Annotated in this window: 11 protein-coding genes; 7 read left to right on the top strand and 4 right to left on the bottom strand. The window is 66.0% G+C overall.

What is annotated here, in order from left to right:
* The gene (locus VEW47_04015) at positions 1 to 972 is read right to left on the bottom strand and encodes a GIDE domain-containing protein (protein ID HYS04338.1); all 972 of its coding nucleotides are present in this window, start codon (positions 970 to 972) and stop codon (positions 1 to 3) included.
* A gap of 320 nt (positions 973 to 1,292) precedes the next feature.
* Between VEW47_04015 and VEW47_04010 the strand changes: the two genes are divergently transcribed.
* The 3 genes from VEW47_04010 to VEW47_04000 all read left to right on the top strand — a co-directional run bounded on the left by VEW47_04010 (position 1,293) and on the right by VEW47_04000 (position 5,529).
* A complete protein-coding gene (locus VEW47_04010; GenBank protein ID HYS04337.1) occupies positions 1,293 to 1,658 on the top strand; it encodes a hypothetical protein in 366 nt (121 codons plus the stop codon).
* Between the two features lie 67 nt (positions 1,659 to 1,725).
* Positions 1,726 to 4,428, top strand: a complete 2,703-nt coding sequence (locus VEW47_04005) for a M1 family metallopeptidase (protein ID HYS04336.1) — start codon at positions 1,726 to 1,728, stop codon at positions 4,426 to 4,428.
* Positions 4,429 to 4,686: 258 nt separating this feature from the next.
* Positions 4,687 to 5,529 carry a Dam family site-specific DNA-(adenine-N6)-methyltransferase gene (locus VEW47_04000; GenBank protein ID HYS04335.1) on the top strand — a complete coding sequence of 281 codons (843 nt, stop codon included), beginning with the start codon at positions 4,687 to 4,689 and terminating at the stop codon, positions 5,527 to 5,529.
* Between the two features lie 12 nt (positions 5,530 to 5,541).
* On the opposite strand, the gene VEW47_03995 is transcribed toward VEW47_04000, so the two are convergent.
* Positions 5,542 to 6,201 carry a hypothetical protein gene (locus tag VEW47_03995; protein HYS04334.1) on the bottom strand — a complete coding sequence of 220 codons (660 nt, stop codon included), beginning with the start codon at positions 6,199 to 6,201 and terminating at the stop codon, positions 5,542 to 5,544.
* A 199-nt stretch (positions 6,202 to 6,400) separates the two neighbouring features.
* On the opposite strand from VEW47_03995, the gene VEW47_03990 reads away from it, so the two are divergent.
* The 3 genes from VEW47_03990 to VEW47_03980 are packed head-to-tail and all read left to right on the top strand — an operon-like array spanning position 6,401 to position 9,873.
* Positions 6,401 to 7,306 carry a CoA-transferase gene (locus tag VEW47_03990; protein HYS04333.1) on the top strand — a complete coding sequence of 302 codons (906 nt, stop codon included), beginning with the start codon at positions 6,401 to 6,403 and terminating at the stop codon, positions 7,304 to 7,306.
* 16 nt (positions 7,307 to 7,322) lie between these two features.
* Positions 7,323 to 8,096, top strand: coding sequence for a CoA-transferase (locus VEW47_03985; GenBank protein HYS04332.1), 774 nt, complete (start codon positions 7,323 to 7,325; stop codon positions 8,094 to 8,096).
* Positions 8,097 to 8,115: 19 nt separating this feature from the next.
* Positions 8,116 to 9,873, top strand: a complete 1,758-nt coding sequence (locus VEW47_03980) for an aspartate aminotransferase family protein (protein ID HYS04331.1) — start codon at positions 8,116 to 8,118, stop codon at positions 9,871 to 9,873.
* Here VEW47_03980 and VEW47_03975 read toward each other — a convergent pair.
* Both VEW47_03975 and VEW47_03970 read right to left on the bottom strand, forming a co-directional pair.
* Positions 9,870 to 11,834 (bottom strand): DUF3857 domain-containing protein, encoded by a 1,965-nt coding sequence (locus tag VEW47_03975; protein ID HYS04330.1) that lies wholly within the window; start codon positions 11,832 to 11,834, stop codon positions 9,870 to 9,872. The two genes, VEW47_03980 and VEW47_03975, sit on opposite strands and share 4 nt — an antisense overlap.
* 71 nt (positions 11,835 to 11,905) lie before the next feature.
* On the bottom strand, positions 11,906 to 13,951 hold the full coding sequence (locus tag VEW47_03970) for a DUF3857 domain-containing protein (protein HYS04329.1): 2,046 nt from the start codon (positions 13,949 to 13,951) through the stop codon (positions 11,906 to 11,908).
* A gap of 135 nt (positions 13,952 to 14,086) precedes the next feature.
* Between VEW47_03970 and VEW47_03965 the strand changes: the two genes are divergently transcribed.
* Entirely contained in the window at positions 14,087 to 16,009 is a 1,923-nt protein-coding gene (locus VEW47_03965; GenBank protein HYS04328.1) for a DUF3857 domain-containing protein, read from the top strand.

Here is a 16,009-nt window from a genome sequence, read left to right as displayed (position 1 = left end):
TCACCAGGGAAAGACGAACCCACCCCGCAGGAGACCGGCGCGCGTCAGAAGCGAGATCGAGAACACCACCACGGCGACGGCCCCTCCGACGAGCGACCCCGCCACCTCGAGTCGGAGACGAAGCAGGAGTGATTTCTCGCCGCGCGCGGCGATCACGAACGTCGTCTCGTCGCTCCCCTTGCCGATGGCGACCGTGTCCTCGGTCGGCTCCTGGGGCGCCGCCGCGTCCTCGCGGACGAGGTCGTCCTGCACCGAGCGCACGGCGTTCCCCCACTCCTCCGTGCTGATCTGACCGTCGTGATCGGCGTCGAACGTCTTCATCCGCTCCGGATCGTGCTTGAGAGTCCGCAGGCGGTCCCCCAGCGCGGCGCGCCGCTCCAGGACGGCGTCCCGCAGACGCCTCACGGTGCCGGCGACGAACAGTTTCTGCCCCGTGACGATCCACCATTCGCTGTAGCGCTTGCGCCGCCCCAGCCAACCCTCGCCCCGCTCGATCTGCCGGTAGCTGCGCTCCAGCACGGTCTCGGCCCCCGCGGGATCGACGAGGAGGGCGCCGGTCTCGTCCTGCAAGTAGAACGGGTCGGACGATTCCCCCTGCTCGAGGGTCGCCCACTCGCGGCCCCCCCGGCTGCGCTGTCTCTCCTCTTCGAGGAGGCAGCGGTAGTAGACGCAGGGGATCCCCGAGTACGGCGCGACCAGCGGCGTCCTGTTCTTCGCGCTGCCGAGGAGCTCCGCGAACCCCATCGCCACCGAGCGTATCCGGGACGTCGGGACGTTTTCGAGAAGGCGCTTGCGCCGCAGGAGGATGAACCCGAAGACGATGAGACCCGCCCCTACGAGAACGGCGAGCGCGTCGAAGATGAGGCGCTCGCCGGTGGACCGCGCGAGGTGAGGGAAGGCGATCCGGGCGGTCCCCAGAAGGACGACGGCCCCTATCAGCCCCTTGCGGATTTGACTCGGATCGAAGTCCATCGGTCTCCCGGCGGGCGCGCCTCCCGACGCAGCCAATATAGGTTCTCGCCGGCGGGCGGCAAGGGGTTGAAGCGTCTCGACTTGAGCCGGAGGGTCGTGTGTCCGCTGCTGCCGCGCAGCAGGTATGGAGGTGCAACACATGAGCCGATTGTTGCGGACGGGACTTCTCGTGGTGCTGGCCTCTCTTCCCACGGCCATCCTCGCACAGGACGTGGTCGTGCTCCCCCCGGGTCACCGGGTCGCTGGAGGCCCTCCAGCCGCTTCCGGTAATAGTCAATGTCCAATCGACCTGCCACACCGTTCCCCCCAGGCGCGGTTTCGTGGAGTTCATCGTCCCCGCTCTGCCGGGACACGTCCGGGAGGCGACGTTGGTGCTCACGGAAACGCGCGGCACCGTGTCTTTCCCAATGCCCCCGAACACGCACGAACTGTCCTACTACGAGGGGGATCTCGTCCAGACCGACGCGAACGACCCGACGAAATCGTTCAGATTCAACATCACCAAGATCTTCCGCACCGGGCTGCGTGGCGGACAGGACTTCGCGGGGCACATCCTGGGCTTCAGGGTCAAGCTGGCCCAGGAATTCGGCGCCGCGTGCGACATCGATGGCTCGGAGTTCGGAAGTATCTCGTCCAGCCTCCCGCCGACCATCGAGATACGGTTGGGTCCTGGCCCAAAGAATTAGACTCTCGGCTTGACCGGGATCGTCCGTCGCGGTAACGTGACGGGATCTCGCGCCATCCGGAGCCACATTGGGCCTGAAAGTTTCGAAGCAGTCCGGAAGCCGTCTTCGGGCCGCTATCATCTTTACAGGGGTTGTCCTGCTGGCCGCCCGGCCGACGGCCGCGGCGGACGGACAGGCTGCGCGTCTCGGTCACGCCGTCGTCCCGGTCTTCGAGTCGGTCCGGCTGGCGCTCGACCCCGCGGCCCCTTCCTACCAGGGATCGGCCCACGTCGAGCTCAAGGGGATCGACAGGGCGGACTCGTTCACCTTCCACGCCCGCGACATCGTCATCGGCGCGCTGATGCTCAAGGGACGAGGCGGCCGCATCCCGGTCGAGCACGCTGTCGACGGGGACGTCGTCACGGTCAAGTCACAGCACCCCCTCGAACCGGGCGCCTACTCGCTCGACATCGACTTCACGGCCAAGTTCAACATGCAGGCGGCGGGCCTCTACCGGATCAAGGTCGATGACGACTGGTATTCCTTCACCCAGTTCGAGGCGACCGACGCGCGGGGCGCGTTCCCGTGCTGGGACGAGCCCGGGTTCAAGATTCCGTTCCAGATCACCCTGGTCGTGCCCGAAGCGCATCTGGCGATCGGCAATACACCGATCGAGAGCGAGGCGGTCGCCGACGGGCAGAAGACGGTCGTGTTCGAGAAGACGCCGCCGCTCCCGGCCTACCTGCTGGCGATCGCCACCGGGCCGCTCGAGACCGTCCCGATCGAGGGGATGCGCGTGCCCGGGCGGATCGTGACGATCAAGGGGGCGTCGGGGCTGGCGGCCGAAGCGGCGCGCGTCACGCCCCCCCTGGTCGCGGCGCTGGAAAAATATTTCGGCATCCCGTACCCCTACCGCAAGCTCGATCTTCTCGCGGTCCCGGAGTTCTGGCCGGGGGCGATGGAAAACGCCGGCGCCATCACGTTCGCCGACCGCATCCTGCTCATCGATCCACGCGTCGCCAGCGGCGAGCAGAAGCGCACGCTGGTGGCGGTCGCGGCCCACGAGCTGGCGCACATGTGGTTCGGCGATCTCGTGACCATGCGCTGGTGGGACGACCTGTGGCTGAACGAGTCGTTCGCCTCGTGGATGGGGGACAGGATCTCCGACCAGGTCTTCCCCGGCGGCCGCCTTCAGATCGCCCAGGTCAGCGGCATGCAGTCGGCCATGCGGACCGACGCGCGCCTGTCGACCCGCGCCATGCGCCAGCCGATCGAGGGGGTGGAGAACCTCGACCAGCTCGCCGACGAGCTGACCTACGACAAGGGACAGGCGGTGCTGACCATGTTCGAGGCCTGGCTCGGCCCCGAGACATTCCGCAAGGGGGTCGTCGCCTACTTGAAGACCCACGCGTGGGGCAGCGCCACCGCCTCGGACCTCTGGGCCTCGCTCTCGAAGACGGCGGGGCGGGACGTGGCGGGGCCGATGTCGACCTTTCTCGACCAGCCCGGCGTCCCGCTGGTGAAGGTCGACCTGCTTCCCGGCGGCAAGGTCCGTCTGAGCCAGGAGCGCTTCCTCAACGAGGGCGCCGCCGCTCCGCAGCGGGCCGCCTGGCAGATCCCGGTGATCCTGAAGTACTCGGACGGCAGAACGACGCGCACCCGTACGCTTCTTCTCAAGGAGCCGTCACGCGTCGTCGCGCTCCAGGGCGTCACCGGCCTCGTCTGGGCCCACCCCAACGCCGGCGAGACCGGCTACTACCGCTGGAGGGTGCCGCCCGTGACGCTCACGGTTCTCGCCGCCGCGGCGCCGAAGGAGATGAACGTCCGCGAGCGCATCGGCTACATCGGCAACCTCGAGGCCCTGCTCGACGAAGGGGCGCTGGGGGGGGACCACGATCTCCGTCTGCTGTCCCGCTTCGCCACCGACCCGCAGCCGGAGGTCATCGACGCGCTCATCGAGCATCTCAGGAGGGTCAAGGAGGCTTTCGCCGGCGAGGATCTGAAGGAGCCGTTCGTGGCCTACGTCCGCTCGGTCCTGTCGCCCGCCCTGCAGCGCTTCGGCAAGGCGCGAGCCGAGGGGGAGGACGAGGCGGTGTCGCTGCTGCGCCCGGACCTCCTCGAGGGGCTGGCGATCGAAGGGCAGGACGCCGCGATCCTGGACTACGCCGACTCCCTGGCGGGCGCGTACCTGAAGGACGAGTCCTCGATCGATCCGGCCCTCGCCGGCGTGGCGCTCCAACTGTCGGCCACCCGCGGCGACATGGCCTTGTTCAAGCGATACCGCAGGCTGTTCGAGAAGGCGCGCGTGCCGGCGGATCGCGGCCGTTACCTCACGGCCCTCGGCTCGTTCCGCTCCCCGGAGGTCGTCGACGCGGCGCTGGCCTACACGCTCCACGGTCCGCTCAGGACGCAGGAGATCCTGACCATCCCGAGCCACGTCAGCGAGGACCCCGGCTACCGCCCCGCGGTCTGGACCTGGGTGACGGAGAACTTCAAGCCGATCGTCGATCGCGTCCCCGCCAACTACGGGATCTTCCTGGTGCACTACGCCTCGGGCTGCTCGGACGAGCGGCTGCAGGCGGCGCGCGACTTCTTCTCCGACCCGGCGCACGACCTGCCCGGCGTCCAGACCGAGCTGAAGAAGGTCGCGGACGAGGTGAGCGACTGTGTCCGCCTGCGCCGGCGCGAGCGGCCCGCCGTGGCGGAGTTCCTTCGCAGCCTCACCGATGGGGCGGATTCGCGCGGCGTCGCGGCCGGCGGCGGCGCGCGACCCAGGAGTGTGTCCGAGTAATGGCATGGGCCGCGCACATGGGGCTTGCGAGTCCCAGGCGAGGCTTGAGGAGGAAACGATGCTGGTTGCATCGTTGACGACGAGCAACGAAGCATGGGGCCGCAATCCCTATGTGCCCAACGGGTTCGTGGCGGCGCGGGGCCGTCCACGTTGTTGCCGCTCCTCCGCGATGACTCACATCGCGGTCGTCGCGGCGCCTCGCGGCCGACCCCGCGGCGCCACGAACGCGACCCATGCCATTACTCGGACACACTCCTAGTGCCGACACTCCAGACTCCGGAGCGCAAGGACCCGGCGGCCCGTCCGTCAGACACCGAGCCCATCGTACCGCCGCGGCCGCCGCTCAAGTGGGCGGGTGGGAAGCGCTGGCAGGTGCCGCATCTGCGTCCCCTCTGGGCGGCCCACGCTCAAAGACGCCTCGTCGAGCCCTTCTGCGGCGGCCTCGCGGTCAGCCTGGGCCTCGCCCCGGGGCGCGCGCTGCTCAACGACATCAACCCGCATGTCATCGCCTTCTATCGCAGCCTGAAGCAGGGTCTGGTGATCAAGCAGTCGATGAAGAATGACGAGACGATGTTCTACGCGCGCCGCGCGCGATTCAACGCGCTTCTGGCACGCGGCAGGGAGGAGGGTCGCGAGGCGGCGGGGCTCTTCTATTACCTCAACCGGACGGGATACAACGGGCTGTGCCGGTTCAACCGGCGGGGAAGTTTCAACGTTCCCTTCGGCCGGTACGCCAGGATCACGTACACGCGCGACTTCACGCGCTACCGGAGAACCCTCGCGCGCTGGGACTTCATCAGCGTGGACTTCGAGAAGGTTCCGTTCGAGAAGGGGGATTTCGTCTACGCCGACCCGCCCTACGACGTGGAGTTCACGCAGTACGCCAAGGAGGGCTTCTCCTGGGACGACCAGGTCCGGCTCGTCGACAGGCTCTCCGCGCACAGGGGTCCGGTGGTGCTGTCGAACCAGGCGACGGATCGAATCGTACGTCTGTACGGGACCGCCGGATTCAGGCTTCTGTACGTGCAGGCGCCCCGCCGGATCTCGTGCACCGGCGACCGGACGCCGGCGCGCGAGGTGCTGGCGCTTCGGAACGTGTGAGGCCTTTTGGGTTCAGCGCTTGACTTGAAGCGAGCCCAGGAGCGAGTCGAAGCGGTCTTCGTTGGCCTTCATGGTCTTCTCGGGGCCGGTGCACTTGAAGAACCAGTTGGAGTCCGGTCCCGGCACGATCGCCCCGAGCAGGATGGAGCCCGGCTTCGGCTGCGGCGGGGGGCCGCCCATCATCGACATCGGCGACGGCGTGTAGGTCCCGCCGACCTCGACGCGGCTCACCTCGAGGTCGCCCACCTTGATCTCGGTGGTGCGGGGCGATTCCGATCCGGATCCGCTGAACTGCGCCACCCACCTCTGGATGTTCGCCTGCGCGTCGCCGCCCTGTCCGGCCCCGAAGTAGTAGACGACGCACTCGCCGTCCTCCTTGTCGGTGGACACCGCGGGAAGACGGTACTGCGCCCGGCGCATCTGAGAGGACGGCGTCACCTCGATCCACTCCTTCGGGGCGGTCCAGCGCACCCCGCCCGCCGGCGCCCCCTCCTGCGTCGCCTCGTTACCCTGTTGTCCCGGCATCGACGGCGCATGGGCCGGAACCGGTTCGAGCGGGGTCGCCGCGGCCGGCTGTTCCTGCGTCCGACCTCCGCACGCCGCCGCGACAACGAGCGCCATCGCCAGGCCGGCGCAACGCGTCGCCCCTCGGAGTGCATCGCGTGCCGCCATCGTCGCTTCCTCCCCGGTCAACGCCCGGCATTATGCCAGAGTCCATCCCCTCCCCGGCGTGTCTTCACGCGTGTTCAGGCCGCCCCGCGCCGCCTAGGCGCGCGCCACACCTGTGCTATGATTCCGCCCCCGCGCAGACCCAAACCTCTTGTCCACGGGGCACTTCGGGCCGCCTCCTGCCGGGACGACGGAGATCGCGATGGCCAAGCTCATGACGATGAAGGACGCGATCGCGAGCTTCGTGCGCGACGGCGATCTCGTCGTCATGGAAGGGTTCACCCACCTCATCCCGTTCGCCGCCGGGCACGAGATCATCCGGCAGCGGAAGCGCGACCTGACCCTGGCCCGGCTGACGCCGGACCTGATCTACGACCAGCTCATCTTCGCGGGATGCGCCCGCAAGATGATCTTCTCGTGGGCGGGCAACCCCGGTGTCGGCCCGCTGCACGCCTTCCGGCGCGCGGTCGAGCAGGGGAAGCCGGGACCGCTCGCGATCGAGGAGTACACGCACTTCGGGATGGTGCTGCGCTTCATGGCGGGCGCGTCGAACCTGCCGTTCCTGCCCACGCGCAATTACCCGGGGACCGATCTGACGGCGGCGAACCCGCTGTTCAAGAAGGTGCGCTCGCCGTACGGCGAGGAGGATTTGTGGTGCGTGCCGGCGCTGAACCCGGACGTGACGATCGTGCATGCGCAGCGGGCCGACGCCGACGGCAACACGCAGGTCTGGGGCCTGTACGGCGTGCAGAAGGAGGCGGCCTTCGCCAGCAAGCGCGTCATCGTGTCGGTGGAGGAGGTCGTCGATCCGTCGGTCATCCGCTCGGATCCGAACCGCACGCTCATCCCGGGGATCATCGTCAGCGCCGTGGTTCACGAGCCGTTCGGGGCGCACCCGTCGTTCGTGCAGGGGGCGTACGATCGCGACAACGACTTCTACATGAAATGGGACGCCGTGTCGCGCGACGAGGCGTCGTTCCAGGGGTATCTCGACGAGTGGGTGCACGGCCTTCCCGACCGCGCCGCGTACGTCAGGAAGATGGGGGCGCGCGTGGGCGGGCTCCAGGCCGATCGGCAGATGTGCGCGCCGGTCAACTACGGTTTCTGAGGAGAGTCCAGGGGCGATGCCGGACTACACGACCTCCGAGCTGATGGTGTCGCGGGCGGCCAAGGAGCTGAAGAACGGCGACGTCGTCTTCGTCGGCATCGGCGTCCCGTCGCTGGCGGTCAACCTCGCCTACCGCATGCACGCGTCCGGGATCTGCATGATCTACGAGTCGGGCGCCGTCGGCTGCGTGCCCAGGCGGCTGCCGATCTCGATCGGCGACCCGTGCCTCGTGACCGGGTCGCTCGCCGTCGTGCCGATGCTCGACGTGTTCAACCTGTACCTTCAGCGCGGTCTCATCGACGTCGGCTTCCTGGGCGGGGCGCAGGTCGATCGCTTCGGGAACATCAACTCGACGGTCATCGGCGACTACCGGAAGCCGAAGGTGCGCCTGCCCGGCAGCGGCGGCGCCTGCGAGATCGCCGCCCTTGCGAAGAGGGTCGTGATCACGATCGGCAATTCGAAGCGCACGCTGCCGGAGCGCGTGGACTTCGTCACCAGCCCGGGCTACCTGCGCGGCGGCCGCGAGCGCGAAACCCTCGGGCTCAAGGGCGGCCCCGAGCTGGTGATCACCGACATGGGGGTGTACCGGTTCGACCCCACGACACGTGAGATGGTCCTCGTGTCGGTCCACCCCGGGGTCACCGTCGCGACGATCAAGGACAACATCGGCTGGGACGTGAAGGTCGCGGACGACCTGACGGAGACCCCGCCGCCAACCTCCGAGGAGATCCGGATCATCAGGGAGGAGCTCGACCCTCAGGGAATCTTCCTTCGATCCAAGGCTTCCTAGGGCCGGCAGGGACGAGACGATGAAACGAAACGCGGAAAGACGCAGGAGCGCCAAGCGGGCGACGCGCGGCGCGCGGCGCAAGACGGCCCCGAAGAAGACGCGCGCGGTCAAGCCGATCCTCGAAGGACCGGCGCTCGTCAGGGCGACGGCCAAGGCGGCCGCCTCCCTCAAGACTCTGATCGAAGAGCCGGCGCTCCTGGTCGAGGAAGCGCTCAAGGAGGCGGAGCAGATCGGCATGCTCCTCGGCGAGCCTGATGACGAGGACGACCCCGAGCCCCACGACGACGAAGAGGACGAGTCGTTCCTGCGCGAGCGCCAGGCCGGCTCGCGGCCGCGCTCGCGTCCCTCGCCGGGAATCGTCAAGGGGCAGGCCGGGTCAATCGCCCCGGCCGCCGAGTCCCCCGGCGCGGCGGCGGACGCCGAAGGCGCCTCCGCCGGCGCGACGCACCTCTTCCCGCGGAATCTGAAGACGGCCTACCCCGTCGCGGTCCGCGCCGAGGGGATCTGGATCCACGACAGCGCCGGTCGCAAGTACCTCGACGGCTGCGGCGGCGCGGTCGTCTGCTCGATCGGCCACGGCGTGGCCGAGATCGCCGAGGTGATGACGCGGCAGGCGAAGCGCCTCGCCTTCGCGCATTCCTCGCAGTTCATCACCCGGGAAGCCGCGGGTCTGGCCGAGCGTGTGGCCGCGCTGGCTCCGGGTGACATGAAGAAGACCGGCCGCGTCTACCTCGTCTCCGGGGGGAGCGAGGCGATCGAGACCGCCCTCAAGCTGGCGCGGCAGTACCACGTCGAGACCGGTCATCCCGGCAAGTCGAAGATCATCGCCCGCTGGCAGTCGTACCACGGCAGCACCATGGGGGCCCTGTCGGTGACGGGCAACGTGGCGCGCCGCGAGCTGTACGCGCCGATGTTCGCGCCGATGCCGCACATCCCGCCGTGCTACTGCTACCGCTGTCCGTACGGGCTCAAGTACCCGTCCTGCGGCATCGCCTGCATCGAGGAGCTCGAGACGGCGATCCACCAGGAGGGCCCCGAAAGCGTCGCGGCGTTCCTCGCCGAGCCGATCGTCGGCGCCACTCTCGGTGCGGTGCCCGCCGTCGACGGTTACTGGAAGAGAGCGCGCGAGATCTGCACGAAGCACAACGTCCTTCTGATCGCCGACGAGGTGATGACCGGCGTCGGCCGCACCGGCAGGAACTTCGCCGTCGATCATTGGGACGTCGTCCCCGACATGATCGTCGTCGGCAAGGGCCTGTCCGGCGGCTACGCTCCCCTCGGCGCGGTCATCGCGCGCGACTTCATCCCCGAGGCGCTCGAGCGCGGGCGCGGCTATTTCGAGCACGGCTTCACCTACAGCGCCAACCCTCTGTCCGCCGCCGTCGGCATCGCCGTCCTCGACTACGTGCGGAAGAACCGTCTCATCGCCCGCGCCGCCCGCATGGGGAAGGTCCTGGGCGAGAAGCTCCTCGCCCTGCGCCGCCACCGCATCGTCGGCGACGTGCGCGGCCTCGGCATGATGTGGGGGATCGAGATGGTGAAGGACCGCAAGAGCCGCGAGCCGTTCCCCGCGTCCCTCCGGGCGTCGCGCCGTCTCTACGAGCACTCCCTGGGCGAAGGGCTGCTGATCTATCCCGGCTCCGGCACGCGCGAGGGGCAGGACGGCGACCACGTCATCGTCGCGCCACCCTTCACCATCACGCCCGCCGAGATGGACGATCTCGTCGCCCGCCTCGACCGCGCTCTCGCGAAACTGGAGAATTCGCTGCGCTCCTAGGACCCTTCCTGGAACGCCACCATCGTCCGATCCGCTTCGACGATCGAGCCGAACATCTTCCGGATGTTGTCCTGCTCGGCGGCGGGCCAGCGGCCGCGCGGCGCCGTGAAGCGCCGGGTGCAGCGCATCGAGCCGTCTCCCTGCGACGAGCACGAGACGGTCAGGCTGCCGAGGACCGACTTCAACGCCACCGGCTTCGGCGGCGCCGCCGCCTTCATCCCCGCCGGCGGCACGATGGTCACCGTCTGCTCGCTGTTCACGCCCCGGTCGACGTAGAACGGATAGGAACGCTCGGCGCGCGAGATCGGGTTCGAGTCTTCGCAGCCCAGGACACAGCCACGAACAAGCAGAAGCGACTCGGCCTTCGTCACCAGCTCGGGCGCCTCGATGGTCATCTTGAGACGCAGCGGCTTGTCGATCGCCTCCAGGTCTTCGGCCTGGAACGATTTCAGCGCCGCCCCGGGCCGCTTCTCCTTGAGCCAGGACTGAAGATAAGCCGTGCGCGCCGATTCGGACGCCGGCAGGAGCTCCTGCCGCATCTCGATGGCGTCCTCGCCCTGGAACTCCGCTACCACGTCGAGCTCCGCGGGGCCTTCCGCCCGCGGCTTGACCGTGATCTGGTAGCGCGTGCCGCTGATCTCGTCCTTCTGTGGCAGGTTGATCAGCGCGGAACCCGTTTCGGTGATGTACAGCGCCCCCGCCCCCGAGTCCTGCCAGGGCATGAAGCCGTAGGGGAGGTAGGCGACGGTCGGATCGAGCCAGATCGCCGTGTTGTCCGGCTGCGGCACGGCGACGATCACGTGGCTGAACTGGGAGAGGCTATAGTAGGTCGTGATCAGCGTTCCCTTGTCTTTCCCGACCACAAGGACGATGTTCGCCGGCACTCCGATCGACCGCAATGCGGCGACGAGCAGGACGGCCTTCTCCTCGTTGTCGGCCGACTTCTTCTTGAGCATGTCGCCGACGGATGATGTGTTTGCGTACACGTCGTCGTACGGCACGTAGCGGAAATCATCGGTGACGTGTCGGAAGATCGCCTTGAGCTTCTCGTCCTGGCTCGCAACCCCCTGGGTCCAGCCGCTCACCGTCTGTTTCATCGAGACTTCGTCGAGCTTGTAGGCCTTCGCGTAGTAAAAGCGCGTGTATTTCGCTACCGAATCCCAGTCCGTGAAGAGATTGTCCTCCCGCCCGAGAGCCGCCCACTGCGCCCCCTCGAGGGCCCTGAGCACCATCTCGATGCGGGGACTCACCTCGGCCACGGGCGGCATCATTCGTTCCTCCCTGTAGGCGGGGACATCCTTCATCTCGACCGTCAGCAGCTTGCCCTTCACCTTCCCTTCTTTCCAAGGCGTCGACTCGGGCTCCGGATTGGGACACTTGTCGCACAGGATCCTGTACGCGGTGGCCTCGTGGACCGCCTGCGACATCCGGGAGTAGAGCGTGAACTCGGGACCGGCGAAGAGCCAGGGCTCGATGTAGATGATGCTGCTGACGTGCCGTTTGTACCGATACTCGAGGATGGCGCCCGGCTCCACGCCGGGGAAATTGAACACGAATTCGGTGAGCTTGTACCCCCGCCCCTTTTCGACCAGCTTCTCGAAGATCTGGTCCGGCGCAACCGGCAGGACCGTGCCGTCCGGCTTGATCGTGCGCGCCTCGATTCCGCTGACCTCGGAATACTTGCGCGAGGGGATGTGCACTTCGGAGTATTTCCTGCCCCTCTCATTGAGAATTTTCATGCGCCAGTGATAGTCGAGGTAGTTCGTCACGAAATGATTCTCCTCGACGATCTTTCCCCGGCGCGTCTGCCGCAGGATGACCGCGTCCGCCTCCGGATCCTGCTGGACGGATTTCAGGGCGCGCTCCTGCTCCGAGATCTCCGGCCAGGGGACTGCCTCGTCCTTTACCGCGGCGCGGAGGGACATCGCGTCGGTTGATGCGGCGAATATCAGCAAGCCCATGACCGCGCTCGCATACTTACTGCGCAGCAGGCCCTGGTGATCCACGGTTCCTCCCTGCTCGCGAAGGGACTTCAGTGGCCTCCGGCCGAGGTCGCATCGGAGCGCTCGAAGGCGACGGTCGTGCGGTCGGCCTCGACGATCTTGTCGAACATGGCGCGCACATTCGTCTGTTCGCTTGCCGGCCAGCGATTGCGCCGCGCGACGAACGCGTGCGAGCATTTCATGCTCTTGTCCTCCAGGGACATGCAGCTGAAGGTGTGAGTGGCAACCGACGACCTGGTGCTGAAAGGAGGCGGTGCCTGGGATGGCTTCATACCCTGGGGAGCCTGAATCACGACGGATTCGTCCTCGTTCCAACCACGATCGACGTAAAAGGGATATTGACGCTGTGCTCTGGAGACTGGATTGCTCTCCTTGCAGGTGAGCACGCACCCCCGAACGAGCACCACCTCGTCGGCGCTCGTCACCAGGCCGGGAATCTGCAGACTCATCTTCAGACGCAATGGCTTGTCCTGATCCTCGATGTCCTCGATCGTGTAGGAGCTCAGGACGGCGCCGTTGCGCTTCTTCTGAACCCAGGTCTCCAGGTATGTCTTGCGCGCCGTCTCGGCGGCCGGTACCAAGTCCTCGCGCAGGTCAACTGCGTCTTCGCCGGTGAATTCCGCCTCCACGTCAACGTCAGCCTGACCGTCCTTCCGCGGCTTCACCAGCACCTTGTACCTGCTGGCGCTCAGCTCATTTTTCACCGGGAGCGTGAGCATCTGACCCTTGCCGTCCTTGATCAGAAGTGCGTCTGCGCCCGAATCCTTCCAGGGAACGAAGCCATAGGCCGAGTAGCTGACGGTGGGATCAAGCCACAGAGGAGAACCTCCCTGTTGGGGCACGGCAACCACGGTGTGGGTGAACTGCGAGAAGCTGAAGAAGTTCGGATTGAGCGATCCCCCGTCCCTGCCGGAAACGAGCGCAGTCTGCGAATCGATGCCGATCGCCTTCAGAGCCGTCATAAGCAACACCGCCTTGTCTTCGTTATCCGCCATCTTGTTCTTGAGAATCCAGGCGATGGAGTGCGAGGCACCGAAGACCCGCTCGAAGGGGCGATAGCGGAAGTCTCGCTGGACATGCCGGAAGACCGCCTTCGTCTTCTCCTGAGGGTCGCTGATCCCCTGGACCCAGCCCTCCACGACCGGCCTGATGTCCGACAGGCCTGTCTTCATCGCATCCTGGTAGTAGCTCCAGGCATACAGGGCCACCGACGGCCAGTCGATGAAGAATTGATTCTGGCGTCCGAGCCCCCAGATCGCGCGATTTTTCCAGTGCGCCAGCAGCATCTCCAGCCTCGGGCTGGCGTCCCTCTCCGGGGGCATCAGGTCCTCGGACTTGTAGCCGGGAATATCGCGAAGCTCCATCGTGTACATCTGGCCCTTCGCTTTGCCCTCGCGCCAGGGAGACACCGTCGGCTGTTGATTGTTCGGGCAGAGATCGCACAGAACCGTGTAGCCCATGTCCTCCGGAATCGCCTGCGTCATGCGCGACCTCAGGGTGAATTCCGACAGGGGGAAGTAGTACGGGTCGATGAAGAGGAGACTGTAGTCATGGCGGTCGTATCGAACCTCCAGGATGACACCCGGCTCGACCGCGGGAAAATGGAACACCCAGGCGGTCTCCTTGTAGTCAGCGACCTGGAAGACGACTTTCTCGAAGATCTGATCGGACGGAACTACGATCGCCGTGCCGTCAGGCTTCACAGTGCGCGCTCGGATGTTGCTGACGCGTGAATATTTGCCGGCCGGAATCTCGAACTCCCCGTAGCGCTTCCCTCGCTCGGTGAGAATCTTGTACCGCAGGTGATAATCCAGCACGTTGAGTATTTCGTCAGCCTCCTTGAGGATCTTGCCATTGCGCTCGTTCAGGAGCACGACCGCATCGGCCTCGGGATCCTGATCCACGCGCTTGAGGCTCCGCTCCTCCGGGGAGATCTCGGGCCAGACCTCCGCGGATCGGTCGGCTGCCAGCGCCGGAGCCCCAAGGTGACTTCCATCCGCGGGGAGCATGGCCAAGATCAGGCCCAGGCAGGCAAGAACCGACGCGTGGCGCCATCGGCGGAGGGTTGCAGTCATTGATGCCTCCTTCGATCTCGGGACTATTCAGAACAGAAGTTTGCTGGTATTCTACTCGCAGCACATACACTGTCAATCCGGTTCATGACGATTTTCTGCCACGGTGTCCGTCGGGTGAGTGGGCCGCGAAGAATTGTGGCCTGGGTGTGGCTCGCCTGTTCTGCACTTGCCTTCTCCCCGGGTCCCTCTCCACCACGCGCCGCGGACATCGAGAGCGGGCAGGATGCTGTTCTCCTGGAGGAGCACCTCGATATCGAGATCGTCTCGGAAACCCTGGCGCGCGTCCATTACTCCAATCGCACCAAGATACTGACCGCCAAGGGAGTCGATGAATTCGACGTTGCTTCGATCTATTACAACCCCTCCGTCACGGTTCGCGATTTCCATGCCGCTGTCATATCCCCGCAGGGGAAGCGCTCCGAGGTCAAGAAACAGCAGTTTTTCGATGGAGCCGCCTTCGAATCGTTCGAACTCTATGGGGACACGAAGCATCGATCCGTCACATTTCCGGGGCTTGTTCCAGGCGCCACGTTGGAATATCAGTACGAGCAGGATCTCCATAATCTGTTCTACCTGCAGTGGTACAGCAGGTTTGACTTTCAAGAGACGATTCCGGTGCGCTCGAAAACCTTTACGCTGCGGGCCGACTCCTCGTTTCCGTTGCGCTTCGCGGTCCAGGGCTCGCCAGAATACGGGAGCGAGGAAAAGGACGGTGTGGTGACCCACCGTTGGCGGGTACAGGACGTGGAGGCCGTCAAGAGCGAAACGATGATGCCTCCGGATCGGGACATTGTTCCGCACGTGCGGATTTATCTACGGTCTTATCTCTACGACAACAGCAGGGTGGACGCGACGGATTGGAACGGCATCGCCCGGTGGACGCGGGACTTGTCGCGCGAGAGGCAGATTCCTACTGAAGAGGTGGCCGCGAAAGCACGGCAATTGACGGCAGGGCTCTCGGATCCAGTGGCCAAGGCGCAGCGTGTCTATGAGTTCGTCCAGAAGAGCATCAGCTACGTGGCGATCGAGCTGGGAATTGGAGGCTGGCAGCCCCACGACAACGGCTCGGTCTTCAAGAACAGGTATGGAGACTGCAAGGATAAGGCGACGCTCGTCATCGCCATGCTGCAGGCCGTGGGCGTCCAGACCTTCCCTGTCCTGATACGGACACGAGAATCGGGACTCACGGATCGGGATTACCCATCTTCCGACTTCAACCACGTGATCGCCGCGCTGCCGGAGGCGGACGGATATCTGCTCATGGACCCTACCTCGGAGACCGCTCCTTTCGGCGACCTGCCCTGGAGGGACCAGGGCGCGAACGCTCTGGTGGTGAAAGAGGATGGATCCGGGGACATGATCCAGACCCCGTTGTCCCCCGCGGATCACAATCGGATCCAGTGGCTGGTGACCGCGTCACTGGGCGACAACGGCGACTTGGAGGGAAGCTACAGCATCGAAGCGTTCGGGCAGGACAGGACCGAGTTCGCCGGTTTCGTCGCGGACACAAAGCCGACCGAAAGAGAGGACGCCCTGGCCCGCTTCATGGCCCGCATCTGTCCCGGGGCGGTGCTGCTGGGGCACGACGTGATCCAGCCCAAGGACGCTCACGATTCATTGAAGCTGGTCATCCGATTCAAAGTCCCACGATTCGTCGTACGGGCTGGGAATCTTGATGTTCTCTCACTGCATCTCGTTCGATTCCCCAACGTCGCGAGCATGGCCGCTCCATCCAGTCGGCATCATCCGATCTTCTTCGAGAATCTCTCGAGCGAGACCTCCGAAGTGCGTCTCTACCTCCCTCCCGGCAAGCACGTCAGGAAGCTTCCTGAAGGGCGCAATCTCACTGCGCCCGGATTCTCGGCGGCGAGCAGCTACGAGGTGAAGGGGGACAACGGGCGCGACATGCTCCTGGTGAAGCGCTCCATAACGTTCTCCAAGCGGGAAATTCCGGTCGCGGATTACAGCGCGCTGAAACAATCGCTGTCGGCGCTATTGGAGGAAGAATCCCGCGCCGTTACGCTACAGACGGGAAGTTCTCCACCGGCACACTCGTAA

The organism is Candidatus Dormiibacterota bacterium, from assembly GCA_035635555.1.
GTDB lineage: Bacteria > Acidobacteriota > Polarisedimenticolia > Gp22-AA2 > Gp22-AA2 > Gp22-AA3.
The sequence above is the reverse complement of the archived record's forward strand: the minus strand, read 5'-3'. Positions and strand labels throughout refer to the sequence as shown.

Bases quoted from the DNA above. Each gene is read 5' to 3' on its own strand.
- VEW47_04015 (HYS04338.1), bottom strand. From the start codon at position 972: ATGGACTTCGATCCGAGTCAAATCCGCAAGGGGCTGATAGGGGCCGTC.
- VEW47_03995 (HYS04334.1), bottom strand. From the start codon at position 6,201: ATGGCGGCACGCGATGCACTCCGAGGGGCGACGCGTTGCGCCGGCCTG.
- VEW47_03990 (HYS04333.1), top strand. From the start codon at position 6,401: ATGGCCAAGCTCATGACGATGAAGGACGCGATCGCGAGCTTCGTGCGC.
- VEW47_03985 (HYS04332.1), top strand. From the start codon at position 7,323: ATGCCGGACTACACGACCTCCGAGCTGATGGTGTCGCGGGCGGCCAAG.
- VEW47_03980 (HYS04331.1), top strand. From the start codon at position 8,116: ATGAAACGAAACGCGGAAAGACGCAGGAGCGCCAAGCGGGCGACGCGC.
- VEW47_03975 (HYS04330.1), bottom strand. From the start codon at position 11,834: ATGGGCTTGCTGATATTCGCCGCATCAACCGACGCGATGTCCCTCCGC.
- VEW47_03970 (HYS04329.1), bottom strand. From the start codon at position 13,951: ATGACTGCAACCCTCCGCCGATGGCGCCACGCGTCGGTTCTTGCCTGC.